This is a genomic window from Mesorhizobium sp. CU3, assembly GCF_006442965.1.
Classification (GTDB): Bacteria; Pseudomonadota; Alphaproteobacteria; order Rhizobiales; family Rhizobiaceae; genus Mesorhizobium.
In genome coordinates this window covers 303,976-329,068 of the sequence record NZ_VFWX01000001.1, presented here as the reverse complement: position 1 = coordinate 329,068, position 25,093 = coordinate 303,976, and the positions used below count along the sequence as shown (strand labels likewise).

24 protein-coding genes are annotated in these 25,093 nt (G+C 65.8%); 6 read left to right on the top strand and 18 right to left on the bottom strand.

Annotated features, from left to right (window positions below; genetic code table 11):
* The 13 genes from FJ988_RS01580 to FJ988_RS01520 all read right to left on the bottom strand — a co-directional run bounded on the left by FJ988_RS01580 (position 1) and on the right by FJ988_RS01520 (position 13,548).
* Positions 1 to 396, bottom strand: coding sequence for a RidA family protein (locus FJ988_RS01580; RefSeq protein ID WP_140814987.1), 396 nt, complete (start codon positions 394 to 396; stop codon positions 1 to 3).
* 16 nt (positions 397 to 412) lie between these two features.
* On the bottom strand, positions 413 to 1,561 hold the full coding sequence (locus FJ988_RS01575; RefSeq protein WP_140814986.1) for an acyl-CoA dehydrogenase family protein: 1,149 nt from the start codon (positions 1,559 to 1,561) through the stop codon (positions 413 to 415).
* Positions 1,561 to 2,373, bottom strand: a complete 813-nt coding sequence (locus tag FJ988_RS01570; RefSeq protein ID WP_140814985.1) for an enoyl-CoA hydratase family protein — start codon at positions 2,371 to 2,373, stop codon at positions 1,561 to 1,563. Before FJ988_RS01570 ends, FJ988_RS01575 begins: the two co-directional genes overlap by 1 nt.
* The gene (locus FJ988_RS01565; protein ID WP_140814984.1) at positions 2,370 to 2,834 is read right to left on the bottom strand and encodes a MarR family winged helix-turn-helix transcriptional regulator; all 465 of its coding nucleotides are present in this window, start codon (positions 2,832 to 2,834) and stop codon (positions 2,370 to 2,372) included. Before FJ988_RS01565 ends, FJ988_RS01570 begins: the two co-directional genes overlap by 4 nt.
* The gene (locus FJ988_RS01560) at positions 2,828 to 3,601 is read right to left on the bottom strand and encodes an SDR family NAD(P)-dependent oxidoreductase (RefSeq protein WP_140814983.1); all 774 of its coding nucleotides are present in this window, start codon (positions 3,599 to 3,601) and stop codon (positions 2,828 to 2,830) included. Before FJ988_RS01560 ends, FJ988_RS01565 begins: the two co-directional genes overlap by 7 nt.
* Positions 3,598 to 5,892: a bifunctional salicylyl-CoA 5-hydroxylase/oxidoreductase gene (locus FJ988_RS01555; protein WP_140814982.1), complete on the bottom strand. Its 2,295-nt coding sequence runs from the start codon at positions 5,890 to 5,892 to the stop codon at positions 3,598 to 3,600. The genes FJ988_RS01560 and FJ988_RS01555 overlap by 4 nt, the downstream gene beginning before the upstream one ends.
* Positions 5,893 to 6,029: 137 nt before the next feature.
* A complete protein-coding gene (locus FJ988_RS01550; protein WP_140814981.1) occupies positions 6,030 to 6,629 on the bottom strand; it encodes a VOC family protein in 600 nt (199 codons plus the stop codon).
* Between the two features lie 81 nt (positions 6,630 to 6,710).
* Positions 6,711 to 7,535 (bottom strand): ATP-binding cassette domain-containing protein, encoded by an 825-nt coding sequence (locus FJ988_RS01545; protein ID WP_140814980.1) that lies wholly within the window; start codon positions 7,533 to 7,535, stop codon positions 6,711 to 6,713.
* On the bottom strand, positions 7,528 to 8,406 hold the full coding sequence (locus tag FJ988_RS01540; RefSeq protein ID WP_181183404.1) for an ABC transporter ATP-binding protein: 879 nt from the start codon (positions 8,404 to 8,406) through the stop codon (positions 7,528 to 7,530). Before FJ988_RS01540 ends, FJ988_RS01545 begins: the two co-directional genes overlap by 8 nt.
* 8 nt (positions 8,407 to 8,414) lie before the next feature.
* Complete coding sequence (locus FJ988_RS01535; RefSeq protein ID WP_140814978.1) at positions 8,415 to 9,263, bottom strand: ABC transporter permease; 849 nt, start codon at positions 9,261 to 9,263, stop codon at positions 8,415 to 8,417.
* Entirely contained in the window at positions 9,256 to 10,263 is a 1,008-nt protein-coding gene (locus FJ988_RS01530) for an ABC transporter permease (protein WP_140814977.1), read from the bottom strand. The genes FJ988_RS01535 and FJ988_RS01530 overlap by 8 nt, the downstream gene beginning before the upstream one ends.
* Before the next feature lie 70 nt (positions 10,264 to 10,333).
* The gene (locus tag FJ988_RS01525; protein WP_140814976.1) at positions 10,334 to 11,863 is read right to left on the bottom strand and encodes an ABC transporter substrate-binding protein; all 1,530 of its coding nucleotides are present in this window, start codon (positions 11,861 to 11,863) and stop codon (positions 10,334 to 10,336) included.
* Positions 11,864 to 11,973: 110 nt separating this feature from the next.
* Positions 11,974 to 13,548 (bottom strand): NAD(P)/FAD-dependent oxidoreductase, encoded by a 1,575-nt coding sequence (locus FJ988_RS01520; RefSeq protein ID WP_140814975.1) that lies wholly within the window; start codon positions 13,546 to 13,548, stop codon positions 11,974 to 11,976.
* 119 nt (positions 13,549 to 13,667) lie between these two features.
* Here FJ988_RS01520 and FJ988_RS01515 point away from each other — a divergent pair, with 119 nt between their 5' ends.
* The 6 genes from FJ988_RS01515 to FJ988_RS01490 all read left to right on the top strand — a co-directional run bounded on the left by FJ988_RS01515 (position 13,668) and on the right by FJ988_RS01490 (position 20,671).
* The gene (locus FJ988_RS01515; RefSeq protein WP_140814974.1) at positions 13,668 to 14,459 is read left to right on the top strand and encodes a cyclase family protein; all 792 of its coding nucleotides are present in this window, start codon (positions 13,668 to 13,670) and stop codon (positions 14,457 to 14,459) included.
* A 16-nt stretch (positions 14,460 to 14,475) separates the two neighbouring features.
* On the top strand, positions 14,476 to 16,047 hold the full coding sequence (locus FJ988_RS01510) for an NAD(P)/FAD-dependent oxidoreductase (RefSeq protein WP_140814973.1): 1,572 nt from the start codon (positions 14,476 to 14,478) through the stop codon (positions 16,045 to 16,047).
* Positions 16,047 to 16,523: a MarR family winged helix-turn-helix transcriptional regulator gene (locus tag FJ988_RS01505; protein WP_140814972.1), complete on the top strand. Its 477-nt coding sequence runs from the start codon at positions 16,047 to 16,049 to the stop codon at positions 16,521 to 16,523. Before FJ988_RS01510 ends, FJ988_RS01505 begins: the two co-directional genes overlap by 1 nt.
* Positions 16,524 to 16,584: 61 nt before the next feature.
* The gene (locus tag FJ988_RS01500; protein WP_140814971.1) at positions 16,585 to 18,738 is read left to right on the top strand and encodes an indolepyruvate ferredoxin oxidoreductase subunit alpha; all 2,154 of its coding nucleotides are present in this window, start codon (positions 16,585 to 16,587) and stop codon (positions 18,736 to 18,738) included.
* The gene (locus FJ988_RS01495; protein ID WP_140814970.1) at positions 18,731 to 20,314 is read left to right on the top strand and encodes an indolepyruvate oxidoreductase subunit beta family protein; all 1,584 of its coding nucleotides are present in this window, start codon (positions 18,731 to 18,733) and stop codon (positions 20,312 to 20,314) included. Before FJ988_RS01500 ends, FJ988_RS01495 begins: the two co-directional genes overlap by 8 nt.
* An 84-nt stretch (positions 20,315 to 20,398) precedes the next feature.
* Positions 20,399 to 20,671: a GCG_CRPN prefix-to-repeats domain-containing protein gene (locus FJ988_RS01490; RefSeq protein ID WP_140814969.1), complete on the top strand. Its 273-nt coding sequence runs from the start codon at positions 20,399 to 20,401 to the stop codon at positions 20,669 to 20,671.
* Between the two features lie 228 nt (positions 20,672 to 20,899).
* On the opposite strand, the gene FJ988_RS01485 is transcribed toward FJ988_RS01490, so the two are convergent.
* From FJ988_RS01485 to FJ988_RS01465, 5 genes are all read right to left on the bottom strand, one after another.
* Complete coding sequence (locus FJ988_RS01485; protein WP_140814968.1) at positions 20,900 to 22,138, bottom strand: DUF1501 domain-containing protein; 1,239 nt, start codon at positions 22,136 to 22,138, stop codon at positions 20,900 to 20,902.
* 19 nt (positions 22,139 to 22,157) lie between these two features.
* On the bottom strand, positions 22,158 to 23,648 hold the full coding sequence (locus FJ988_RS01480) for a DUF1800 family protein (protein WP_246688404.1): 1,491 nt from the start codon (positions 23,646 to 23,648) through the stop codon (positions 22,158 to 22,160).
* A gap of 104 nt (positions 23,649 to 23,752) precedes the next feature.
* Positions 23,753 to 24,034: a GCG_CRPN prefix-to-repeats domain-containing protein gene (locus FJ988_RS01475; RefSeq protein WP_140814967.1), complete on the bottom strand. Its 282-nt coding sequence runs from the start codon at positions 24,032 to 24,034 to the stop codon at positions 23,753 to 23,755.
* A gap of 110 nt (positions 24,035 to 24,144) precedes the next feature.
* Positions 24,145 to 24,591: a periplasmic heavy metal sensor gene (locus tag FJ988_RS01470; protein WP_140814966.1), complete on the bottom strand. Its 447-nt coding sequence runs from the start codon at positions 24,589 to 24,591 to the stop codon at positions 24,145 to 24,147.
* On the bottom strand, positions 24,588 to 25,037 hold the full coding sequence (locus FJ988_RS01465; protein WP_140814965.1) for a hypothetical protein: 450 nt from the start codon (positions 25,035 to 25,037) through the stop codon (positions 24,588 to 24,590). The genes FJ988_RS01470 and FJ988_RS01465 overlap by 4 nt, the downstream gene beginning before the upstream one ends.
* Positions 25,038 to 25,093 lie beyond the last annotated feature (56 nt).

The window sequence follows — 25,093 nt, the reverse complement described above, 5'->3', positions numbered from 1 at the left end:
CTATTCGGGAATGACGGCCGTCGCCTGAATCTCGATCTTGGCGCGGTCTTCGACCAGCGCCACCACCTGCATCGCCGCCATCGCCGGAAAATGCCGGCCGATCACGGCGCGATAGGCCTCGCCGATACCTTTGAGGTTGCCGACATACTCGGCCTTGTCGGTAAAATACCAGGTCATCGAGGTGATGTGCCGAGGCTCGCCGCCGGCCTCGGCCAATACCGCGACGATGTTCGCCAGCGTTTGGCGCACCTGGCCGACAAAGTCGTCGGTCTCGAACTGGCACTGCCCGTTCCAGCCGACCTGGCCGCCGACAAAGACAAGCCGGCCGCGCGCGGCCACGCCGTTGGCATAGCCGATCGGTTTGGCCCAGCCCTCCGGCTGCAGAATGGTGTGCATGTCCAGTTCCCCCACTTCACGCCGCTCCCATGATCTGCCTGGCGATCACCACCTTCTGCACGTCGGACGCGCCCTCATAGATGCGCAGCGCCCTTATCTCGCGATAGAGGCTCTCGACGATATGGCCTTTGCGCACGCCGTCGCCGCCATGCAGTTGCACCGCCTTGTCGATGACCTCTTGTGCCTTGTCGGTGGCGAACAGTTTCGCCATCGCTGCTTCGCGCGTCACCCGCGCGGCGCCCATGTCCTTTGTCCAGGCGGCGCGGTAGACCAGCAGCGCCGCGGCATCGACATCCAGCGCCATGTCGGCGATGTGGCCTTGCACCATCTGCAATTCCGCCATCGGCGCGCCGAACAGTTTGCGCGCGGCGGCGCGCTTCACGCTCTCGTCCAGCGCGCGCCGCGCAAAGCCGAGCGCCGCCGCGCCGACCGTCGAGCGGAACACGTCGAGCACCGACATGGCGATGCGGAACCCGTCGCCGGGCTTGCCGATCAGCGAAGAAGCGGGAACACGCGCATTGTCGAACGAAAGCCGCGCCAGAGGATGCGGCGCGATCGTTTCCAGCCGCTCGGCAATGCTGAGGCCCTGGGTTTCTGCCGGCACGATGAAAGCGGAAATCCCCTTGGCGCCCGGCGCCTCGCCGGTGCGCGCAAAGACGATGTAGAGGTCGGCGATGCCGCCATTGGAGATCCAGGTCTTTTCGCCCGACAGCACATAGTCGCTACCGTCGCGCGTGGCCGTCATTTCCATGTTGGCGACATCCGAGCCCGAGCGCGGTTCCGACAGCGCGAAGGCCGAGATCGCTTGCCCGGCCCGGGTTTTCGCCAGCCAATGCTGCTGGTCCGGTGTGCCAAACAGGCTGAGCGCACCGGTGCCGAGCCCTTGCATGGCAAAGGCGAAGTCCGCGAGTCCGTCATGACGTGCGAGCGTCTCGCGCGTGATGCAGAGCGTGCGCACATCGAGCGGCGCCGGGCTGTCGGGGTCGAGCGCCGTCGGCTTCAGCCAGCCATCGCGGCCGAGTTTCGCCACCAGATCGCGGCAGGCGGCGTCGACATCGTGATGGTCGACGGGAAGATTCCTCGCGCACCAGGCGTCGAGGTTTTCGGCAAGCTGGCGATGGCGGTCCTCGAAAAAGGGCCAGTTGAGGAAAGTGCGGTCAGACATTAGTTCCCCTCGAACACCGGCTTCTCTTTCGCTACGAACGCCTTGTACGCGCGCTCGAAGTCGCCGGTCTGCATGCAGATCGCCTGCGCCTGCGCTTCGGCCTCGATCGCCTGGTCGAGGCCCATGGACCATTCCTGGTTGAGCTGCGTCTTGGTGATGCCATGCGCGAAGGTCGGGCCGGAGACGATGCGCGTCGCCATGTCGAGTGCATCGGCTTCCAAAGCAACTGCATCGACCAGCCGGTTGTAGAATCCCCAGCGCTCGCCCTCGGCCGCCGTCATGGTCCGGCCGGTATAGAGCAGCTCGGCGGCGCGGCCCTGGCCGATGATGCGCGGCAGGATCGCGCAGGCGCCCATGTCGCAGCCGGCCAGCCCGACACGGGTGAACAGGAAGGCGGTCTTGGCTTCCGGCGTGGCGATACGGATGTCGGAGCTCATGGCGATGATGGCGCCGGCGCCGACCGCGACGCCGTCGACGGCGGAGATGATCGGCTTGCCGCAATTGAGCATCGCCTTTACGAAATCGCCGGTCATGCGCGTGAAGGCGAGCAACTGCTTCATGTTCATTTTCACCAACGGCCCGATGATGTCGTGGACATCGCCGCCCGAGGAGAAATTGCCGCCATTGGGCAGGAACACGACTGCGTCGACATCGTCGGCATAGACGAGGTCGCGAAACGTGTCGCGCAGCTCGGCATAGCTGTCGAAGGTCAGCGGGTTCTTGCGCTCGGGGCGGTCGAGCCGAATTTTCGCAACCCGGCCTTCGACCTCCCACAAGAAATGCTTCGGCTTCAAGCTGGCCATGGCGCTCATTCGCGTCCCTCCCAATTGCTGCGGAACGATTTCAGCATTCCCGTCAACCGCCGCGCCTCGTCCTCGCTGACGGTGCCGAGCAATTCGCCGACCCAGCCCTCATGCGCCGCGGCAATTGCCGCGAAAGACTTCGAGCCGTCCTCAGTCAGCCGCACCATCGAAGTGCGGCGGTCGCCATTGCGGCGCGCCCGGGTGACCAGGCCTTCCGAAACCAGCCGGTCGACGATGCCGGTGACATTGCCGTTGGATACCAAAAGGAAGCGCGACAGGTCGCTCATCAGCATGCCTTCCGGCACGCGATAGAGCGCCGCCATCACGTCGAAGCGCGGCAGCGTCGTGTCGAACTCCTTCTTCAGCCGCTCGCGCAGCTCCGCCTCGATGGTGCGCGAGGCGCGCAGCAGGCGGATCCACAGCCGCAGCCTGTCCTTGCCCGGCCCGGCGGATGTCGGTCCCGCTACCATGTCTCGCCTCCGGAAATAGAGATCGCCTGTCCGGTGATCGACCGCGCGGCATCGCTGCAGAGCCACAGCACCGCGTCGGCGACCTCGTCCGGCTGGATAAAGCGCCCTTGCGGGTTCGTCGCCGACAGGCTCAGCCGCGCTTCCTCCGCAGAGCGGCCCGTTTTCGCGACGATACGCTGGACGGACTCTTGCAACATGTCTGTCTCGACGAAGCCCGGACAGACGGCGTTCACCGTCACGCCCGACTTTGCGGTCTCGGCGGCCAGAGCCCGCATCAGCCCGACGACGCCGTGCTTGGCCGCCACATAGGGCGCGACATAGGCATAGCCTTTCAGCCCGGCCGTGGAGGCTACGAAGACGATGCGGCCTGTCTTGCGAGAAAGCATGCCGGCCAGCGCCGGCTGCACTGTCAGGAAGGCGCCGGTGAGATTGACGTCGAGCGTGCGTTGCCAGTCGGTCACAGATGTCTTGTGCGCCGGCGCGCTGCCCGCCATGCCGGCATTGGCGACGACGATATCGAATGGCCCGCGCGCCGCCTCCGCTTGCTGAAAGAGGGCTGCCATCGAGGCCTCGTCGGTGACATCGGCGGCGATGCCGAAGATGCGCTCGCTTTCGCCGGCCACCTTGGCAAGCTCCGCCTCGCGCCGCCCGCAAATGGTGACATTCACCCCGGCTTCCGCCAGCGTCTGCGCAATCGCGCGGCCGACGCCGGAGCCGCCGCCGGTGACCAGCGCATGTCTGCCGGAGATTGCCTGCGTCGCGCTCATACTTTGAGCCCCGCTGCCGCGTCGCGTTCGGCCAGGCGATAGATCTGATCGCGGCCAGGCAGATAGGGATCCGGCCATTTGACGCCACGGTCGCCGAGCGTCACCGCCGCGTGCAGCGTCCAATAGGGATCGGCAAGATGTGGCCTGGCCAGCGCCACCAGATCGGCGCGTCCGGCCATCAGGATCGAATTGGCATGGTCCGGCTCGTAGATGTTGCCGACCGCCATCGTCGCCATGCCGACCTCGTTGCGGATGCGATCGGAAAACGGCGTCTGGAACATGCGGCCATAGACCGGTTTTGCGGCGATGGAAGTCTGTCCGGCCGATACGTCGCAAAGGTCGACGCCGGCCGCATGCAGCATCCTGGCGATCTCCACCGCATCCGCGGGCGTCACACCTTCGATGCCGACCCAGTCATTGGCCGAAATGCGCATCGAGATCGGCTTGTGCGCTGGCCAGGCGGCGCGCACCGCATGGAAGATTTCCAGCGGGTAGCGCATACGGTTTTCCAGCGAGCCGCCATACGCATCAGTGCGGCGGTTGGTCAGCGGCGTGATGAACGCCGACAGCAGATAGCCATGCGCGGCATGGATCTCCAGCATGTCGAAGCCGCAGCGTTCGGCCATTTCTGCCGAGGCGACGAACTGGTCGCGAACCATGTCCATATCGGCGTGGGTCATCGCCTTCGGCACCTGGTTCTGCGGCGACCATGGCACGGCGGACGGCGCCATTACCGGCCAGTTGCCGTCCGCCAGCGGCACGTCGGTTCCTTCCCAGCCGACCCGGGTCGAGCCCTTGGCGCCGGAATGGCCGATCTGCGCGCAAATCTTGGCTTCGGTCTCGGCATGGACGAAATCGACCAGCCGTTTCCACGCGACTTCGTGCTCGGGCTTGTAGAAGCCGGGGCATCCGGGCGTGATGCGCCCTTCGGGACTGACGCAGGTCATCTCGATATAGACGAGCCCGGCGCCGCCCTTGGCGCGCTCGGCATAGTGGGCAAAATGCCAGTCGGTCGGGCAGCCGTCGACTGCCTTGTACTGCGCCATCGGAGACACGACGATGCGGTTGGTTAAAGCCATGTCGCGCAGCTTGAACGGCGCGAACATCGGCGCGCGGCGCAGCCTGTTGCCGCCGGCCCCGGCCTTGCGCTGGAACCACTCCTCGGCACCGGCCAGCCATTCGGCGTCGCGCAGGCGAAGGTTCTCGTGGCTGATGCGCTGCGAGCGGGTGAGCAGCGAATAGTTGAACTGAACTGGATCCAACCCGAGATATCGTTCGACTTCCTCGAACCATTCCAGCGAATTGCGCGCCGCCGATTGCAGTTTCAGCACTTCGGTGCGCCGCGCATCCTCATATTTGCGGAAGGCCGCTTCGAGATCGGGTTCGGACTCGACATAGTCGGCCAGTGCCACGGCGCTTTCGAGCGCCAGCTTGGTGCCGGAGCCGATCGAGAAATGCGCCGAGGCGGCCGCGTCGCCCATCAGCGCCAGGTTCTTGTACGACCAGCGCTCGCACAGCACCCGCGGGAAATTGATCCACGCAGAACCCCTGATGTGGTTGGCATTGGTCATCAGCGCATGGCCGCCGAGATGCTTTTGGAAAATGCGCTCGCAGACCGCGATCGATTCCTGCTGCGTCATCTGGCCGAAGCCGAAGGCGTCCCAGGTCTCTTCGCTGCATTCGACGATGAAGGTCGCCGTCTCGCTGTCGAACTGGTAGGCGTGCGCCCAAACCCAGCCATGCTGAGTTTTTTCGAAGATGAAGGTGAAGGCGTCGTCGAATTTCTGCGTCGTGCCGAGCCACACGAACTTGCACTTTCGCGTGTCAATGTCGGGCCTGAAGACATCCGCGAAGGTCGCGCGCGATTTTGAGTTTAAGCCATCGGCCGCGACCACCAGGTCATGCGTCTCCATGAAGGGTCGCGGATCGGCGATATCGGTCTCGAACTTCAGGTTGATATTGAGCTCGCGCGCCCTGCGCTGCAGCAGGATCAGCAGCCGCTTGCGGCCGATCCCGCAGAAGCCGTGGCCGGAGGAGACGGTGCGTACGCCGTCATGGATGACGGCGATATCGTCCCAATAGGCGAAATGCTTTCTGATCCAGACGGCGCTGACCGGATCGTTCTTGGTCAGGTTCTCCAGTGTTTCGGCCGACAGTACGACGCCCCAGCCGAACGTGTCGTCCGGACGGTTGCGCTCATAGACCGTCACCTCATGCGCGGCGTCGCGCAGCTTGAGCGAGATGGCAAAGTAGAGCCCGGCCGGTCCGCCGCCGAGAACCGCAACCTTCATGTCTTGCGATCTCCTCTTCGCTTAAGGAGCCGCCGGCAAAACCGGCGATCCCCAATGGTCAGTATCGCGCCCGACAGAAATTATTTCAAGCTTAAAGTTTTATAATTGAACGACTGTCAGGCGCTTGGCGCACCAGATCACTTGCCGGGGTCCTTGGGGCTCCACAGTACGGTTTCTGCGCCCTTCTCATAGGCCATGCCTTGCGGGTAGCTGATCGCCTCCAACTGCAACCCCCAGGGCGCCTGGAAATAGAGGATTGTCTGGCCGGCGGCCGGCCCTTCCTTGACCGGCAGCGGTCCCATCCTGGTCTTCACGCCCTTGCCCTCGAGATAGGTCTTCGCGGCGGCGACGTCGTCGACATAGAAGGCGATGTGGAAGCCGCCGATGTCGCTGTTCTTCGGCGTCAGGTCCTTCTGGTCGGGCGCGGTGTATTTGAACAATTCGATGTTCGATCCATAGCCGCAGCGGACCATGGTGATCTCCTCGATCACCGCCTTCGGATCGACGCCGAGCAGGTCCTGCATGAAGGTGCCCTTGTCGTCGGCGAACGGGCCGAAGGCCATCGCCTTCTTGCAGCCGACGACATTGGTGAAGAAGTCTACCGCCTGCTTCATGTCGGGCACGGTGATGCCCGTATGGTCATGCCCGCGCATGCCGGGGATAGAATCCGCCGAGGCCGCTCCCATTGCGCCGAACAGAATTGCCGCGGCCATGGCGCCGCGCGTTGCGTATTTCATGTCACCCTCCATCGGCGGGCTGACTCGTTCACCGCGCACATCCGAGGCCCGCTGTTCGGCGTGCGGTTCGTCAAGCTCTCCTCATGCCGGCGACGCTGGCTGCAGCCAGTCCGCGTCGATCTCGGGAAGTGGAATGGCGGCGAGCAAGTCGCGCGTGTAGGCCTGCTTTGGATTGTCGAACAGCGCGTCGGTGGCGCTCATTTCGACGATCTTGCCTTCGCGCATGACGATGACCTGCTGGCAAAGCCGCCGGATCACCGACAGATCGTGGCTGATGAAGGCGACGGTCAACCCCATCTCGGCCGCCAGCTTTTCCAGCAGCGTCAGGATCTGCGCCTGCGTCGACACGTCGAGGCCGGAGACGATTTCGTCGGCCAGCACGAATTTCGGCGACAGCGCCAGTGCCCGCGCGATGCCGACGCGCTGGCGCTGGCCGCCCGACAATTCGTGCCGGTAGCGGCTGGCGAAACTCTGCGGCAGGCCGACGCGCTGCAGGGCATCCGCCACGCGCTCCTTCAGCCGGTCGCCAAGCCCGTTCTGCCGCAAGGGCGCGGCGATGATGCTGAAGATCGTATGCCGCGGATTGAGCGACGACATCGGGTCCTGGAAGATCATCTGCAGGTCGCGGCGTAGGGGCCGAAGCTCGGCTTCCGAAAGATGGGCGATGTCGCGCCCCTGGAGGCTGATCGATCCTTCGCTCGGCTCAAGCAGCCGCACCAGCGCCCGGCCGAGCGTCGACTTGCCCGAACCGGATTCGCCGACGATGCCGGTCACCGATCCCTTGGGCAGGTCGAAGTCGAGCCCTTTGAGGATTTCGGCCAGCGGCGCGCGGCCGATCAGCGGCTTGCGCGTCATGTCGGGCAGCGCCACCTTCAGCCCGCGCACGGAAAACAGCGGCTCAGCCATGGCCCGGCCTCCAGGACTGGTCCGCCGCCGCGATCTCCGCGGCCAACCCCGCAAGAACGGCTTCGTCCACCGGCTTCAGCGAGGCGTAGGGATCGGTGTAGCGCGGCGTCGCCGCGATCAGCGCCCGGGTGTAAGCGTGCTGGGGAGCGGCGAAGAGCTGCGCGGTGTCGGCTTCCTCGACAACCTTGCCGGCATAGAGCACGGACACTTTCTGGCTGATCTTGGCGACGACGCCGAGGTCGTGGGTCACGAACAGGATCGCCGTTCCATGGTCGCGCTGCAGTTGCGCGATCAGCCGCAGGATCTGCTTCTGCACGGTCACGTCCAGCGCCGTGGTCGGCTCGTCGGCGACGATCAGCCTGGGCTCGGCGGCGAACGCCGCCGCGATCAGCACGCGTTGGCGCATGCCGCCGCTGAGCTCATGCGGATAGCTTTTCAAAACCCGCTCGGGATCGCGGATCTGCACCTCGTCGAGCAATTGCCGGATGCGCTTGTCGGCTCTCTCGCCGCTCCAGCGCAGGATACGCACCAGCCGGTCGGTCATCTGCGGGCCGATGCGACGCGACGGGTTGAGCGCGGTCAGCGGATCCTGCGGGATCAGCGCCGTGCGTGCGCCGATCAGGTTGCGCCGCGCCTTTTCGCCCAGACGGCCGAGGTCTTCGCCTTCGATCAGCATTTCGCCTTCGACGATGCGCACGCTTTTCGGTAGCACGCCGAGTACCGCCTTGCCGATCATCGTCTTGCCGGCGCCGCTCTCGCCGACCAGCGCGCGCACCTCGCCCGGCTGGACGCTGAGCGAGACCGAACGCAGCACGCGCTGGCCGTTGGGCAGCACGGCGCTAAGCGAGCGGATGTCGAGACATGGTTCCATATTGGCGCTCATCGCAGCACCGGATCGAAGCGCGCCTTCAGCGCTTCGCCGAACTGGCTGAAGGAAAGCACCGTGAGGATCAGCGTGATCAGCGGGAACACCAGCACCCACCAGGCCTGGTGGATCGACAGGCGGCCCTCGGCGATGATGCTGCCCCAGGTCGGATCGTCGGTCGAGATCGACAGGTTGACGAAGGACAGGATCGCCTCGACGATCACGGCGATACCCATCTCCAGCGACAAAAGCGCCACGACCGACGGCAGCACATTGGGCAGCACTTCGCGCAGCATGATGCCGATGCGGCCATAGCCGGCGATGCGCGCGCTTTCGACATAGTCCATGCGCGCCTGGCTCATCGCCTCGGCGCGGATCACCCGGCAGAAACGCGTCCAGTCGATGATTGCGATGGCCAAAATGACCGAGCTCAGCCCTGTGCCCAGCACCGCGACCAGCAGGATCGCGAACAGCACCGGCGGGAACGCCATCCAGACATCGACGATGCGCGAGATGATGCGGTCGGCCCAGCCGCCGAAATAGCCGGCGATCAGCCCCAGCGCCGAACCGAGGAGGCAGGCGGAGGTCGCCGCCGCAAAGGCGACGATGAAGGCGATGCGGCCGCCGAAGATCAGCCGCGACAAGAGATCGCGTCCCAGACTGTCGGTGCCCAGCCAATAGCCGGGCTCGGCGCCGTCGAGCCAGAAGGGCGGCAGGCGCTCCAGCATCAAATCCTGCGCCAGCGGATCCTGCGGCGCGACCAGCGGCGCGAAGATGGCGGCAAGCAAGGCAACCAGCAGCCAGCCGCCGGCCAGCCACAGCTTCGGGCTCAAGCCGCGCCGGGAAATGCGCGCGTCATCCATGGCGCAGCCTCGGATTGAGCAGCGCATACATCATGTCGACGGCGAGGTTGATCAGCACGAAGAGCAGCGCGAACACCAGCACGATGCCCTGGATCAGCGGCAGGTCGCGGTTGATGACGGCGTCGATCGCCATGTTGCCGAGGCCCTCATAGGAAAACAGCCGCTCGACGATCACCGTGCCGCCGATGAGGAAGGTGAACTGCACGCCGACCAGCGTCAGCGTCGGCAGCGCCGCGTTCTTCAGCGCCTCGCGCAGGATTACCTGCGTCTCCGAAAAACCCTTCACGCGGGCGAGCACGACATAGTCGAGATCGAGTACTTCCTTCAGCGATTGTTTGAGCAACTGCGCGATGATCGCCGCCAGCGGCAGCGCCAAGGCCACGGCCGGCATCAGCATGTGCTTGAGCAGGTCCCAGGTGAGATCGAAGCGGAGCCGTAGGATGCTCTCGACCAGATAGAACTGGGTGACGAAAGGCAGGTCGAGTTCCGGCGACACACGGCCAGAAATGTCGAACACGGGGACAAGCACGCCGAACAAAAGGATCAGCACCAGCCCCCATAGGAAGTCGGGGATGGAGAGAGTCGCGCCGCTGGCGATGTCGATGCCGGCCTCGACCGCCGTGCCGCGCTTGCGCGCGCCGAGGATTGCCATGGGCACCCCGATGGCGATCGCCATCAGCAGCGCGAAACTCGCCAGCTCCAGCGTCGCCGGCAGCCGGTTGAAAACCAGGCCAAGCACATCCTGGCGCAGCGAGATCGAGGTGCCGAAATCGCCATGCAGCACGCCGCCGAGCCAGATGAAGAACTGCTGCACGATAGTCCGGTCCAGCCCATACAGCGCGCGCAGCCGCGCGATATCGTCATCGCTGGCGCCGGGCGGCAGCATCATGGCGATCGGGTCGCCGGGCGCGACGCGGATGACGACGAAGACGACGATGGCGACGCCGAACAGCGTCACCAGCATCGTCAGCAGACGAACGAGGAATCTCTGCAGCAGCATCTGCCCATGAGCCTGGATGAAAAAGCGGGCCGTCTTGCGGACGGCGCGCGTGGCAATGGAAGGCCGACGATCAGGCCGGAGTCATCAGCGCCGGCAGCAGAGCGCCGGAGATGTGCTGCACGACATTGACCTTCTTCGAATGCACGATCGGCTGCGCATACTGGATCAGCGGCAGCACATAGGCCTGCTCGGCGATATACTTGTCGACCGCCTTCCAGCCGGCGATGCGCTTGGCCTCGTCCTTCTCGCCCCACAGCGGGCCGATCTTGGCATCGAGGTCGTCGGTCTTCCACGACGAATGCGGCGACGGGCCGAACATGGCGAAGCCGGTCGAGGTGGTCGGATCGCCGATAGAATTGCCCCAGTTGTAGAAGGCGGCCGGCGCCAGCTTGTGCGCGGCGCGCAACTCGTAGTGCTTGGCGATCTCGTAGACCTCGATCTCGGCCTCGATGCCGACCTTGCGCCACATGCCGACGATCGCCTGCACCATCTCGTAGTCCTTGGGCTTGAAGCCCTTGGTCGTCTGGATGGTGAACTTGGCCGGCTTCTTGGTCGAATAGCCGGAAGCGGCGAGCAGTTCCTTGGCCTTTTCCGGATTGTGCTCGACCTTGATCGACGGATCGAAGGCGGCATATTCCGGCGTCTCCAGCGTGTCGATCGGCTGGCCGTAGCCGCGCAGCAGCCGCTTGACCAAAAGCTCCTTGTCCACCGCCATCACGGCCGCCTGGCGGACGTTCTTGTCCAGCATGGCGTCCTTGTTGTTGAAGAAGATCATGCCGATGTCGGAGACATTCTTGATCGAGCCGGCCAGCCCGCTCTTCTTGATGAGGCGGTCATATTCCTCATAGGGAATTTCGAGCGTCACATGCGAGGAGCCGGACTCGATTTCGGCGACGCGGCTCGCCGCGTCGGTGACGAACTTGATCGTCACATTCTCGAAGGCCGGCTTCGTGCCCCAGTAATTCGGATTGGCCTTCAGCCGCAGGAAGGCGTTGCGCTCGAACTTGTCGACCATATAGGGGCCGGTGCCGATAGGCGCCTTTTCGAAGCCCTCCGCGCCGACCTTCTCGTAATAGGCCTTGGGCAGGATGTAGCCGGTCAGGAACGACATCCACTTGAAATAGACCGGGTCGAACTGCACGACGTCGCCGGTGATCTTGTTGCCGTCGATCTTGAAATTGTTGACGTTCTTCCAGACGAACTGGATCGGGTTGCCGGTCTTCTCGTCGCCGGCGCGGGTCAGCGACCAGACGACGTCTTCCGGCGTGAAGGGCGAGCCGTCATGCCATTTCACGCCCTCGCGCACCGTCATCGTCACCTTGGTGCGATCGTCGTTCCAGCCCCATTCGGTGAGCAGTCCAGGCGTGAAGGAGAGGTCCGGCTTCTGGCCGATGATCTGGTCGAACACCGACTGGTAGAGGCCCTGGATGGTCGGGTTGACGGCCGAGGGGCCGGTCGTCGGGTCCCAAGAGGGCAGGTTGACGTTGTAGGCGATGGTGAGTTCGTCGGCGGCGGCCTTGGCTATTCTCGGCAGGCCAATAGCGGCCACGCCAAGTGCTGCTGCACTGTATCCAAGCAATTCGCGTCTGTTGATTGTCATGGTCGTTCCCCTTGTTGGTTATTCTCTTTGCGCGGCACTATCCGTTCATTGGTTCAGGCTTCGTGGGCAGCAGCGCCTTGCCTCTCGTCGCCTCGATAAACTCGTTGGAGCTACCTCCCGCCAAGCTGTTGCGCGAGCATGAAGCCCGATCCCGCGCCCGTGCCGGCGCCTGGCCATGTCGCGGCCCCGGTGAGGTAGAGGTTCGAGACCGGCGTGTTCCAGCGCGCGTGGCCGCGCGCCGGGCGGAACAGGAAATTCTGCGCCAGATGGTGGCTGCCGCAGATCTGGTCGCCGCCGACGAGGTTCGGATTCTCGCGTTCGAGGTCGAGCGGCGAAAAAACAGCACGGCCGAGGATCTTTTTGCGCAACCCTGGCGCATAGCTTTCGATGATGTCGAGCACGCGCTCGGCATAGGCGTCCTTCACGGCATCCCAGTGCGCGGGCGCGATCTTGCCGGCGGCGTCCCCGAGGATCTCCGCCGGCAGCATGCGCACTTGCACCCACAGCACATGCTTGCCCGCCGGCGCGCGCGAAGGGTCGACAGCCGTCGGCTGGCCGACGACGAGCACCGGCTGGTCCGGCAGTATGCCGGCCATCGCCTGCTGATAGGTCCGCGACATCGCGTCGAGCGACGGCGCCAGATGCACATAGGCGAACTGACGAAGCTCCGCAGCGGCGCTCCAGTCCGGCAAATCGTCCAGCGCCAGATGGATCATCATCGTGCCCGGCGCGTAACGGAACTTTTGCATCGCCGTGTCGAACGCCGCATCGCCGGAGCCATCGGGCAGAAGCTTGCCTGTAAGGGCCTTTGGCGCAACGCCGGCAATGACGGCCTTGCTGGCGATGTGGAAATCGCCGGATGCCAGCCGCACACCTGTCGCCCGTCCGCCGGCAACGGTGATCTCCGCGACATCCGCGCCGGTTACGATCTGGCCGCCGGCAGCGGTCACCATGCCGGCCAGCGCGCGGATTATGGTATCGGCGCCGCCTTTGCCCAGCACCATGCCGAAACTCTGGTTGGCCATCGATTCCAGATAGGGGAAGACGGCGCCGCCGGCGATGTCGGGCGCGAAGTCGAGATGCATGCCCCAGGCGGCGAGCGCGGTGCGCACATGCGGCGTCTCGAAATTCTCTTCCAGCCATGCGCGGGGCGAGGAGAGCAGCAGCCGGCCCGTATCCAGCGCGCCGGCAAGGCCCTTCTTGCGCCAGATATTCCAGCCCGTGCCGGCCAGCGCCCGCGCGCTCATCGGCGATCCGAGCAGCCGGAACAGATGCTCGGCCTCACCCGGGAAGGCGCCGACCAGCCGGCGCCACGTGGCGGCATCGGCCGCCGAGAAAGCCGCCAGCCGCAATGTGGTCCTTTCAAGGTCGTTGCTGACGCCGAACCACTTTCCATCCGGGAACGCGCTGGCGAAACAATCGGCCACCGGGGCGAAGTCCAACCCGTGGGTTTTCAATTCATTTGCATATTTCCGGTGGAAGGCCGAGCCGGCGAACAGGCTCAGATTCATCGCGCCGAAATCGTGGCGGAAACCGGGAAGCGTGTATTCGGCCGTGCGGACGGCGCCGCCGATCGTCTGGCTGCGCTCGAAAACCGCTGTTTTCCAACCTTTGAGCGCCAAATGCGCCGCACAAGCCAAGCTGTTGTGGCCCGCCCCGACAAAGATGGCGTCAAACTCGCTCACCCGCCCATCCCAAAATCCTTTATGCTTAAAGATAATTGCAGATGCATATGTTTTCGTCTAGTAGGATATTAAGGGCCGAAACGAGCCTTGATGATCACGGACAAGAGGGAACAAAGACCATGGACACGCAGAAACTCCTCGGCGAGGTCGCCGGCCAGCTGCTTTCGGGCGCCATCAAGGTGGTCGACCTGTCGGCGCCGCTCGGGCCCAACACGCCGCTGATCAAGCTGCCGCCGGAACTCGCCGTCGACACCCCGAAGGTCGAAATCCATCAAATCTCCAAATACGACAAGAACGGTCCGTGGTGGGCCTGGAACTGGCTGAAGCTCGGCGAGCATTCCGGCACCCATTTCGACGCCCCGCAACACTGGATCACCGGCAAGGACTATCCGGACGGCGCCACCGACACCATTCCGGCGCAGAATTTCGTCGGTCCGGTCAACGTCATCGACTGCTCGAAAGAGTCCGCCGCCGACCACGACTTCCTGCTCACCGTCGACCACATCAAGGCCTGGGAGGCCAAGCACGGCGCCATCAACCCCGGCGAATGGGTGGTGATGCGCACCGACTGGTATAAGCGCAACGGCTCCGAGGCCGAGTTCCTCAACGCCAATGAGACCGGCCCGCACACGCCTGGACCGACGGCGGAAGCCATCCAGTTCCTGATTGCCAAGGACATCAAGGGCTGGGGCTCGGAGACCATCGGCACCGACGCCGGCAAGGCCGGCGGCATGGAGCCGCCATTTCCGGCGCACACGCTGATGCACAAGGCCAACCGCTACGGCCTGGCCAGCCTCTGCAATCTCGACCAGCTGCCGCCGAAAGGCGCGATCCTGATCGCCGCCCCGCTCAAGATCGAGCACGGCACCGGCAGCCCGATCCGCGCTTTGGCGCTGGTGCCGCGGGGTTAACGCCAAGGCCACGACGATGAGCGACGTCGATCACATCATCGTCGGCAGCGGCATCAACGCCTTGGTCTGCGCTACGATGCTTGGCGCCAAGGGCGCCAGGGTGCTGGTGCTCGAGCGCAACGACCGAATCGGCGGCTGCATGCGCACCGAGGAGATCACGGCGCCGGGCTTCGTCCACGATGTTATGGCGACGACCTTTGTGCTGTTCATCACCTCGCCGGCCTTTGCCGCATTGGGCAAGGACCTGGCGCGGCATGGCCTGGAGTTCTGCCACACGGCGACGCCGACCGGCGTGCTTACGCCGGACGGCAGCCATGCCGTGCTCACCACAGACCGCGCCGCCAACATCGCGGCGCTGAACCGGATCGCGTCCGGCGACGGCGACCGCCATGGCGGCGATGTCGGCGACATCGAGCGCAACGCTGGGCTGCTCTTCGGCCTGCTCGGCGGCGCGCTCTGGTCCTATCCGACGACGAAGCTCATGGCCGGCGAAGCCTGGCGGCGCGGTCCGCGCAATCTTGCCGCCTTCCTGGGCGAGGCGCTGGTGCCGGCCCGCGGCTGGCTTGAGACGACCTACACATCCGATACGGTCCGCGCGCTTTGGGCGCCCTGGGTGCTGCATGCCGGGCTCGGCCCGGAAGACGCTTTTTCCGGCCAGATCGCCAAGGTCATCGCCTTCGCGCTGGAAGCCGCCGGCGCGCCGATCGTCAAGGGGGGCGCGAAGAACCTGCTCGCCGCCTTCGAGGCGCTGATCAAGGAACGCGGCGGCGAAATCCGCGTCAATGCCGACGTCGCCGCGATCGTCCAGTCGGGCGGCCGCGCCACCGGCGTGCGGCTCGCTTCCGGCGAAACGCTGACCGCTACGAAGAGCGTCGTCTGCTCGGTCACCCCGACGCAGCTTTACGGCCGCCTGCTTGGCAAGGACGCGCCCGAGGCGGCGGCGAAAGCCACGCAGTCCTATCGTTACGGCAAAGGCAATTTCCAGATCCACTACGCGCTCGATAAGCCGCCGTCATGGCGCGGCGAGGGGCTGGACAAGGTGGCGCTGCTGCATCTGACGCCGGGGCTCGACGGCGTGTCGAAGGCCTGCAACGAAGCCGTGCGCGGTCTGCTGCCGGACGTGCCGACCATCTGCGTCGGCCAGCCGCACGCACTCGACCCGTCGCGCTGTCCGGAAGGCAAGGCGATCCTGTGGCTGCAGTTGCCGGAGGCGCCGCGCCACATCAAGGGCGATGCCGCCGGCAAGCTGGACGTTCCCGCAGATGGCCGGTGGACCGAGACCCTGCGCGAGGCCTACGCCGACCGCGTAGAGGCGATCCTTGCCCACCACATCGACGGCTTCCGCGACACGGTGATTGCGCGCCGCGCCTATTCGCCGGCCGATCTCGAAGCGATGAACATCAACCTGGTCGGCGGCGATCCCTATGGCGGGTCATCGACCATCGACCAGGCCTTCCTGTGGCGGCCGTTCAAATCAAGCCGCAACCACGAGACCGGCATCAAGGGCCTCTATCATATCGGCGCCTCGACCCACTCGGGCGCTGGCCTTGGCGGCGGTTCCGGCTTCCTGCTGGCTGGGAGGATCTGATGGAACAGAACGCCCCGCGCCAGCGCATCTCGACGCTCGGCCAGATCGGGTTGCAGCAATTCGCGCCCTATCTGATGAACCGCATCATGGGCCGCTACAATGCCACTTTGCGCGTGGATTTCCGCAAGCAGGGCCTGACCATTCCGCAGGTGCGCACGCTGGCCGTGCTCTCGGTCACCGATGGCGTCACCGTCAACGACCTCTCTGTTTACACGGTGATCGAGCAGTCGACCTTGAGCCGTACGCTCGACGCGCTGGAAGGGCAGGGCTTGGTGCGGCGCGAGCAGGGCGTCAGCGACAGCCGTATCCGCCATGTGTTCCTGACCGATGATGGCCGCGCGCTGTTCACCCGCGCCTGGCCGGCCATGCACGACGCCTTCGAGGCGATGTTCGAGGATGTCGACGATGCCGAATATGCTGCGCTGATCGCGATCCTGCAGAAGATGCTGAAGAACATCCGCAAGCACGACATCTGAATTTGACGTACGCGCCGCCCCCAAATTGGCAACGGGAGGGCGGCAACGGAAGGAGGCAGACATGGCCGAACGGTCTTTTGCCAAGGAAGTCGAAAAGCTGAGACTGGGCGCCGGTGAGGAATTTGCCGGCGAGGGCATTCTCGCCATCACCAAGGCGCTGCTGCAATGCGGCGTCGGCTATGTCGGCGGCTATCAGGGCGCGCCGATCAGCCATCTGATGGACGTGCTCGCCGACGCGCAGGACATCCTTGGCGAGCTCGGCGTGCATTTCGAGGCCAGCGCCTCGGAAGCCACCGCCACCGCCATGCTCGCCGCTTCCGTGCATTATCCGATCCGCGGTGCCGCCACCTTCAAGTCGACCGTCGGCACCAATGTCGCGTCGGATGCGCTGGCCAATCTGGCGTCCGGCGGCGTCACCGGCGGCGCGCTGATCATCGTCGGCGAGGATTATGGCGAGGGCTCCTCCATCATGCAGGAGCGCAGCCACGCCTTCGCCATGAAGAGCCAGGTCTGGCTGCTCGACCCGCGTCCGAACCTGCCCTCGATCGTCAAGACGGTCGAGGACGGCTTCGAATTGTCGGAGGTCTCCAACACGCCGGTGATGCTGCAGGTGCGCATCCGCTGCTGCCACGTCCACGGCCACTTCACCGCCAAGGACAACAAGCGCCCGCCAATGACGGTGGCCGACGCGCTGTCGGCGCCGCGCCGCGACACCGGCCGCATCGTGCTGCCGCCGGCCTCCTTCCTGCATGAGAAGGAGAAGGTCGCCAAGCGCTGGCCGGCTGCCGTGAATTTCATTCGCGAGCGCGAGATCAACGAGATGTTCGGGCCGGATCACGGCTCGGTCGGCATCGTCATGCAGGGCGGCATGTATAATTCGGTTATCCGCGCCCTGCAGCGGCTCGGCCTTGCCGACACCTATGGCGACACCGACGTCCCGCTTTATGTGCTGAACGCCGTCTACCCGCTGGTCGATGACGAGTTCCTCGCCTTCTGCGAAGGCAAGCAGGCGGTGCTGGTCGTGGAGGAAGGCCAGCCCAACTACATCGAACAGGCCTTTGCCGCCATGCTGCACAAGGCCGGCCGCGGCACGAAGCTGGTCGGCAAGGAGCATCTGCCGATAGCCGGCGAGTATACCGGACAGGTCATGCTCGACGGCATCGGCTCCTTCCTGCGCGCCAACGCGCCGCATCTGCTGCCGGGCGAGGTGCGGGCGCCGAACAAGCTGGGCGAGGGCGTCGACACCGCCGACCTCATCAATGTCGTTCCCGGCCGCCCGCCGGGTTTCTGCATCGGCTGCCCCGAGCGGCCGATCTTCGCCGCGACCAAGCTCGTCGAGCAGGAACTCGGCAAGCACCACATCGCCTCCGACATCGGCTGCCATCTGTTCTCGATCATGCCGCCCTTCGAGCTCGGCGCCACCACCATGGGCTACGGGCTGGGTCCCGCCTCGGCCTCCGCCTTCAACTCGCCCGATGCCAAGCGCCGTTCGATCTCCTTCGTCGGCGACGGCGGCTTCTGGCACAACGGCCTTACCTCCTCGATCGGCAACGCAGTCTTCAACAAGAATGACGGCGTCATCGTCATCGTCGACAATTTTTACTCGGCCGCCACCGGCGGCCAGGACATCCTGTCGTCGCGCGCCTCGAACCGCACCAAGTCGACGAAACACCCGATCACCGAGGCGGTGAAGGGCATGGGCGTCAAATGGCTGCGCCACATCGACCGCACCTATGATGTCGGCAAGATGCAGGCGACCTTGCGCGAAGCGCTGACCACCGAGGAGAAAGGGCCGAAGGTCATCGTCGCCTCGTCCGAATGCATGCTGAACCGCCAGCGCCGCGAAAAACCGTTGGTCGACAAGGCGATCAAGGGCGGCGAGCGCATGGTGAAGCCGAAGTTCGGCGTCGACGAGGACATCTGCACCGGCGACCATGCCTGCATGCGGCTTTCCGGCTGCCCGTCACTGTCGGTGAAGACGCTCGACGATCCGCTGCGCGACGATCCGGTGGCCTCGATCGACCAGAACTGCGTCGGCTGCGGCAATTGCGGCGAGGTGGCCGATGCCGCCGTGCTTTGCCCGTCCTTCTACCGCGCCGATGTCGTCCACAATCCCAGTGGCTGGGATCGCTTCCTCGAAAAAGCGCGTCGCGCCGTCATCGGCCTGCTGCAGCGGCGCCGCGAGAGCCGTCGTTTGACGTTCGCCGATGCTTGACCCCAGCGCAGCGCTGCGCCCGAAGATGGGCGCTTCTGATGACGAGCGGGTGATAAAACTCGCCGTGCTCGCCGTCGGCGGCCAGGGCGGCGGCGTGCTCGCCGACTGGATCACCGATGTCGCCGAGCGCAGCGGCTATATCGCCCAGTCGACCTCGGTCGCTGGCGTCGCCCAGCGCACCGGCGCCACGATCTACTACATCGAGATGGCGCGTGACACCGGCCGGCTGCCGGTCTTCGCCCTGTCGCCCTCGCAAGGCGACGTCGACATATTGATCGCAGCCGAATTGATGGAAGCCGGCCGCGCTATCATCCGCGGCTTCGTCACGCCCGAACGCACGACGCTGATCACCTCCTCGCACCGCATCGCCGCCGTCTCGGAAAAGATCGAGCCGGGTGACGGCCGCGCTTCGTCGGAAAAGGTCCATGCGACGGCACAAGCCGCCGCAAAACGCTTCATTGCCTTCGACATGGAAAAGATCGCCGCCGAGAACGGCACCATGATCTCGGCCAGCCTGCTCGGTGCGCTGGCCGGTTCCGATGCGCTGCCTTTCGTCCGCGAAAACTATGAGCAGGCGATCGGCGCCGGTGGCCGTGGCGTGAAAGCCAGCCTCGCCGCCTTTGGCGCTGCCTATGATCGGGCGCGGGGCGTCGCGGCCGCGCCGGCGGGCGGCAAGGCATCGACGCCCGCCGCCCCCGAAGTCCAGCCAGCGCCAAAAGTCAGCGGCCCGGAAACCCTGCTGAAGGGCTGGCAGGGTCTTGCTGACCGTGTCGCGGCGTTGCCGGACCCGCTGCGCGACATGGCCGAACGCGGCCTGAAGAAAGTCGTCGACTATCAGGACGTCGCTTATGGCAGCGAATACCTCGACCGGCTGGACAAGGCCGCCGTGCTGGAGAGTGAGATGCTCGGCTACGCGCTGTCGATCGCCGCGGCAAAACATCTCGCCAACGCCATGTGCTATGACGACATGATCCGCGTCGCCGATCTCAAGACGCGCTCGACCCGCGACCGGCGCGTGCGCAACGAGGTGGGCGTCAAGCAAGGTTCGGTCCTGCAGGTGACCGAATATTTCCATCCGCGCATCGAGGAGTTTTGCGGCACGCTGCCGGCGGGCCTCGGCAGCTACATCGAGGACCGGCCGAAACTCGCCGCTTTTCTCGACCGACGCATCAACCGCGGCCGCCACATCCGCACCGACAGTTTCACCGGCTTCGCCATGCTGTGGTTCATCGGCGGCCTGCGCCGCTGGCGGCGGCGCCTGCTGCGCCACAAAGTCGAAACCGAGCATCTTGAACGGTGGTACCAGCTGGCGCTCGGCAACGTGCAACAGGACTACGCCTTGGCCACCGAGATCTTGAACTGCCGCCGCCTGATCAAGGGCTACAGCGACACCCACGCCCGCGCCCAGTCGAAATTCGACCGCGTGCTGTCGGCGCTGCCAATGCTGAAGGGTAGGGAAGATGCGGCCGACTGGCTCCGCCGCCTGCGCGAGGCGGCGCTGAAGGACGAGAAGGGCGACATGCTGGACGGCGCGCTGAAGACGGTGGCGACGCTCAACGAAAGTCCGGGCCGATAACGAAAACGTGATCCGCGCCGCTGCGACGGAATTCGCCCCCATCCTCCGTTTCACGGCGGTAGGGATGATTTGAGGAGACAACGCATGTTTACAAAATACTTGCTACCCGTTGCCTTGGCTGCCGGCACGTTGATGCTGTCCGCCGCCGGCTCCGAGGCCATGCCTGTGGTCAAGCCAAGCGCATCCTCGCTGCCGGTCGAAACCGTCGGCTGGCGCTGCGGTCCCGGCTGGCACGTTAACCGCTGGGGCAGATGCGTGCCGAACCGGCGCGTGATCATCGGGCCGGTGCATGTGCGCCATTGGCATCCAGGCTTCTGGTATCACGGCCGCTGGCACGCTGGTTTTTGGAGCTGGTGATCGCTCCTGTGAGGATCAGACGCCCGCGCTGGCAACGGCGCGGGCGTTTTCTTTATCAGGCCCTCGCGCAAGGGCTCATTTCGCTGACTTCACGCCAGCGCTCGTGATTGGCCGAGGCCTCTGCGACTTCGTCATCCTCGGGTCTCCGCGTCCGCTTCGCTCCTTGCTTCGCCCGTGGATGACGAATGATGGGCGCCGGCGCCCATCACCGATGGAGAAAGGCGTCGCTCACGCCACCAGATCCCGCATCGGCTTCACCGCCGCCGACTCCGGAAACACCTTGTCGCCGAGCACCGCGGCCGAGAGCCCGAACTGATCCGCCAGCAATCCCTTGAGCACGCCGCGCACATCGCTGGTCGGCGCAAGATCGCGCTGTTGATAGAGCTGCGTCGGCTTCAGCCCCGGCCAGTCGGCGATGATGCGGCCGCCCTTGATCGCACCGCCGGCCAGAAGCACCACCGTGCCGGTGCCGTGATCGGTGCCGACCGTGCCGTTGATGCGCGCCGTGCGGCCGAACTCGGTGATGGCGACGATTGCCGTGTCCTTCCAGCGCTCGCCGAGCCCCTTCTCGAATTCGTCGAAGGCGCCGTCGAGGCCGCCGAGCAGGTTGGCGAGCCGGCCTGTGGCGCCGCCTTCGTTGACATGCGTGTCCCAGCCGTCGAAGGCGAGCGCGGCGATGCGCGGTCCGTCGTCGGCCGCCATCAGCCTGGCGGCGCCCTGCGCCGACTGGCGCATGCCGGCGGCATTGTCGAGGCCGCCCTTCGGCTTCATCGTCTTGCCGTCGAGCTGGTCGCCCATTGCCATGCGGTCGGCGTCGAGGCCTTTCTGCAGCGCCGCCGCCAGCACCGGGTCGCGGTGGTTGTAGAGGTCGAGCACACGCTCGGCCAACGCATCGCCGGGTGTCGGCAACGCCTGCGGCGCCCAGCCGAGCACGGGTGCTGCGCCTCGGATCACCAGCGGCGTCGACGGTCCGACCGCGAGCCCGCCCGCCCGGGCGATCCGGTCGCCGGCCGGAAGGCTGGCGATCGCCCGGTTGAGCCAGCCGGTCGTGGCGTTGCCGGGGCCGGGCAGGCCGCTTTCCAGCACGTCCTGGCCGTCGAAATGCGAGCGGTCGCGATAGCCGGTCGCCGCCGCATGCACGACGGCCGCCTGCCCCGCCTTGAACAGGCGCGCAAACACCGGCATCGCCGGGTTGACCGCGAAGAAACCGTCGAGCGGCAATGCCGGGGTGGCGCCTGAGAGCGAAAGCGCGATGTCGCCATGCAGGCCGGCATAGTCCGGGTCGCCGACCGGCCCGACCGTCGACAGCCCGTCCAGCGCGCCGCGCAGCACGATGACGATCAGGCGCGGATCGCGATTGTCGGCAGCGCGGGCGAAGCGCGGCAGATAGGCCCAGGCAAACAGCGCACCGCCGGTCATCAGCACGGTGCGGCGCGACAGGTTCGGGGTTTCGCACAAAAGCCTCATGGTCGCACCTCCTTGCCGTTCACCGGCGCTGGAATTCGGGCGCCATCAACAGCAGCGCCAGCCCCTGCTGCTTGGATTCGGCGCGCGAAATCGCCGCCCGCGTCTCGTCGGAGACGGATGGGCCGATCAGGGATGCCAGCATCTGGTTGGGATTGCCGATGTCGTTGGCCTGCCTGGCGGCCTGCCAGGCGATGTCGAGACGGGTCTTCATGCCTTCGGCCGACGCCCAGGCATCGGTGCTGTCGGGAAAGCCGTTCGGTCCGGGCGGCTCCCAGAGCGGCTGGCCGAGCGCCATCAGCCAGTGCAGCGTCCGCTGCGGCTCGTTGCCGGCCGATGCAGCTATAGCGCGGCGCAGGGCCATCACATAGTCGAAGGGCGAGCGCAGCTTGGCCAAGGGCGTCGACCACGTCTCCGGCATATCGATCAGCGTCACTGCCAGCGCCCGCAAATCGCCGTCGGTCTTAGCGAAGACTCTCGCCAAGCGGGCGACCGCCGCCGGCGGCGGGTCGTCGGCGATGAAATGGCGGGCGAGCTTGGTGGCGATGTGCTGCGCGGTCGCAGGCTGGCCGGCAATGTCGTTGAGCGCCGCCTCCGCCTGACCCATGCCGCCGTCCGGATAGGTCTTGCCGAGCAGCACCGCCTGGCCCGGCTGGTGCGCATTGGCGTTGAAGACGAAGGTGCCGGGCTCGCCCAGCCGTCCCTCGCGCCCGGCCATCGTCCAACCGGTCAGCATGCCTGCAAAGCTAGTCACGTCGGTTTGGCTGTAGCCGCTGCCGACGCCGAGCGTATGCAATTCCATGATCTCTCGGGCGAGGTTCTCGTTGAGGCCGCGGCCGCGCCTTTTGCCGGCGCGTGAGTCGGGCCCGATCGATTGCTGGTTGTCGAGATAGAACAGCATCGCCGGGTGGTGCTCGACGGCAAGCAGCATGTCGGCGAAGCGGCCGAGCACGAAGGGGCGGATCGCCTCGCGCTCGAAAGCACCGGCGCTCGCCCGCACGATCTGGCCCTTGGCGACGGAAACGCAGAAATGGTTCGACCAGAAGCCGACCAGCCTCTCGACGAAGCCGGCGTCGGCGCCGAGCGCCTTGTCGAAGCGGGCTTGCGCTTCGGCGCGGTAGATGTCGGCCTCCACCGGTTGGACGGCAGGCTTGGCCTTGGCGTTAGGGCTGGCGTTGGCGTCGGCTTTGCTCGGGGCCGGGTCGGCTGGCTTGTCCATGGCGGCCGGCTGCATGGCGGCGGCCGCGGCTTTTTCGTCCCGCGCCGTCTTGCGCTCCATGGCCGCCGCCATGCTGGCCTCGATCGCGGCGGTGCTGTCCAGAAGCCCGGCATTGGTCCGCTCGTCGACCGAAACGAGCGCGATGTCCTGCTGCTTAAGTTCGGCCTTGAGGTAGTTGCGCGCGTCCTTGGCAATCTTGCCGAGATCGCTGTCCGGCTTCGCGCCGAGCCCGAAGCGGTTGAGCGCGACCAACGCCGGATCCGGCGCCAAGGAATTCGAAACGGGTGCGGCCAACGGAGCCTCCGTCTGAAGCCGACGCCGTTCGCGTCGGCCGGCAAATTTTATCGATAGCAAGGTCTCACGATGCCGGCCGCAGCACCGGCATCATGAGGCGGCCCTTACCAGCGGCGCCAGTGGTGCCAGCGGTGATACGGATGCCAGGCCGGGCCGATATAGATGGAAGGCCCGCCCCAATAGTAGCCCGGATAGTAGACGCGCCGATAGGGAACGCAGCGGCCCCAGTAATTGGGATGCCAGCCCGGGCCGCACCCCCAGGCGACATGCTCGACCACTGCCGGCGCGGTGACCGGCGCGGTCGGCATGGCCGAGGCGGCGCCTGCCGCGACCGTGCCGCCGATAGCAAGGGCGGCCGCGACCGAATATTTCGTCAGATTGTTCATGGGAAACTCCTCAAAGTTCGCGAGGTTGAAGACAACCTGCCCCGCATCGAGCGGCCGCAGGCCTGTCCCTCCTTTCTTGAACGGCGCGGGCTCGCCCTTTCCGTCGCTGCCTATGGCGATTTTTTTGCGGGCGCCGGTGGCTGCCTGGTGGCGCGCCGCAACAGGCCGTCGGCCAGCAACTGGCGGTCTTCGAGCGAGCCCGATGCGGCGAATTCGACGATGCGCTGTTCCAGCCGCGTGCGCACGGTGACATCGGCATTGCGCGCCCGCTCGAGCGCCGCTGCCAGCGCCGCCGTGTCGAGGGTCGGCTGCTGCAATAGGTTCGCCGCCTCGCGCCTCGCGGCCTGTCCGTCGAGGATCACGTCCCGCGATTCCCGCCGAACCTCGCGTAGCGCCTGGCGGAACACCTTGCGGTCCGCGGCCGGCAGCCTGCCGCCGGCCGATTCCAGCGAATAGACCGGATTGGACTTGCCGATCAGCCAGCCCGCCCCGCCGGCCGCCGCGCCGATCAGAAAGACGTTGAGCACAAGCGACGCCGCGACAAGACGGGGATTCATAAATCCTCCTCTGCCTGGTCGGCGTCGGGGCCGGCATCGCCGAACGACGTCGCATTGGCATCCATGACATAGCGGTCGGAAGGAAGCTCCGGACTGACCACGGTCACCAGCGCCAGGCCGGCCACGGCGCCCGCGAGGCCGATGCCGGCCAGTCCGAAGCCCAGCCACCAGAGACGCCGGCGGCGCACCTGCCTGACCTCGCCAGTCGCCCTGGCGACGATCGTGCCATAGAGCGCCGGGCTGGGCTGCTCGACGCGATGCCGGTCGAGCATGGCGTCGAGCCGGCCGGCGGCCGCCAGGATGGCGCGGCCTTCTTCGGTCTCGGCAAACAGCAGCGCCGCAGGCTGTTCGTCCCGGGGCCAGCGATGCAAGGCGCCGCCATAGGCGTCGGCCACCGCGGCGAAACGCTTCGCATCCATCGGCCCTTCCCTTGTCTTCTCAGCCATTTCGTTCCCCCTTCCACTTTTTCGGCGTGGCCCCCCACGCTGTTCCCCGCAGAACC

What these genes read in the sequence shown, in the direction of transcription:
- FJ988_RS01515 (WP_140814974.1), top strand. Translation starts at nt 13,668, where the DNA reads ATGGACACGCAGAAACTCCTCGGCGAGGTCGCCGGCCAGCTGCTTTCG.
- FJ988_RS01495 (WP_140814970.1), top strand. Translation starts at nt 18,731, where the DNA reads ATGCTTGACCCCAGCGCAGCGCTGCGCCCGAAGATGGGCGCTTCTGAT.
- FJ988_RS01510 (WP_140814973.1), top strand. Translation starts at nt 14,476, where the DNA reads ATGAGCGACGTCGATCACATCATCGTCGGCAGCGGCATCAACGCCTTG.
- FJ988_RS01490 (WP_140814969.1), top strand. Translation starts at nt 20,399, where the DNA reads ATGTTTACAAAATACTTGCTACCCGTTGCCTTGGCTGCCGGCACGTTG.
- FJ988_RS01485 (WP_140814968.1), bottom strand. Translation starts at nt 22,138, where the DNA reads ATGAGGCTTTTGTGCGAAACCCCGAACCTGTCGCGCCGCACCGTGCTG.
- FJ988_RS01500 (WP_140814971.1), top strand. Translation starts at nt 16,585, where the DNA reads ATGGCCGAACGGTCTTTTGCCAAGGAAGTCGAAAAGCTGAGACTGGGC.
- FJ988_RS01465 (WP_140814965.1), bottom strand. Translation starts at nt 25,037, where the DNA reads ATGGCTGAGAAGACAAGGGAAGGGCCGATGGATGCGAAGCGTTTCGCC.
- FJ988_RS01545 (WP_140814980.1), bottom strand. Translation starts at nt 7,535, where the DNA reads ATGGCTGAGCCGCTGTTTTCCGTGCGCGGGCTGAAGGTGGCGCTGCCC.
- FJ988_RS01475 (WP_140814967.1), bottom strand. Translation starts at nt 24,034, where the DNA reads ATGAACAATCTGACGAAATATTCGGTCGCGGCCGCCCTTGCTATCGGC.
- FJ988_RS01560 (WP_140814983.1), bottom strand. Translation starts at nt 3,601, where the DNA reads ATGAGCGCGACGCAGGCAATCTCCGGCAGACATGCGCTGGTCACCGGC.
- FJ988_RS01535 (WP_140814978.1), bottom strand. Translation starts at nt 9,263, where the DNA reads ATGGATGACGCGCGCATTTCCCGGCGCGGCTTGAGCCCGAAGCTGTGG.
- FJ988_RS01575 (WP_140814986.1), bottom strand. Translation starts at nt 1,561, where the DNA reads ATGTCTGACCGCACTTTCCTCAACTGGCCCTTTTTCGAGGACCGCCAT.
- FJ988_RS01580 (WP_140814987.1), bottom strand. Translation starts at nt 396, where the DNA reads ATGCACACCATTCTGCAGCCGGAGGGCTGGGCCAAACCGATCGGCTAT.
- FJ988_RS01540 (WP_181183404.1), bottom strand. Translation starts at nt 8,406, where the DNA reads ATGGAACCATGTCTCGACATCCGCTCGCTTAGCGCCGTGCTGCCCAAC.
- FJ988_RS01550 (WP_140814981.1), bottom strand. Translation starts at nt 6,629, where the DNA reads ATGAAATACGCAACGCGCGGCGCCATGGCCGCGGCAATTCTGTTCGGC.
- FJ988_RS01555 (WP_140814982.1), bottom strand. Translation starts at nt 5,892, where the DNA reads ATGAAGGTTGCGGTTCTCGGCGGCGGACCGGCCGGGCTCTACTTTGCC.
- FJ988_RS01525 (WP_140814976.1), bottom strand. Translation starts at nt 11,863, where the DNA reads ATGACAATCAACAGACGCGAATTGCTTGGATACAGTGCAGCAGCACTT.
- FJ988_RS01565 (WP_140814984.1), bottom strand. Translation starts at nt 2,834, where the DNA reads ATGGTAGCGGGACCGACATCCGCCGGGCCGGGCAAGGACAGGCTGCGG.
- FJ988_RS01530 (WP_140814977.1), bottom strand. Translation starts at nt 10,263, where the DNA reads ATGCTGCTGCAGAGATTCCTCGTTCGTCTGCTGACGATGCTGGTGACG.
- FJ988_RS01470 (WP_140814966.1), bottom strand. Translation starts at nt 24,591, where the DNA reads ATGAATCCCCGTCTTGTCGCGGCGTCGCTTGTGCTCAACGTCTTTCTG.
- FJ988_RS01570 (WP_140814985.1), bottom strand. Translation starts at nt 2,373, where the DNA reads ATGAGCGCCATGGCCAGCTTGAAGCCGAAGCATTTCTTGTGGGAGGTC.
- FJ988_RS01505 (WP_140814972.1), top strand. Translation starts at nt 16,047, where the DNA reads ATGGAACAGAACGCCCCGCGCCAGCGCATCTCGACGCTCGGCCAGATC.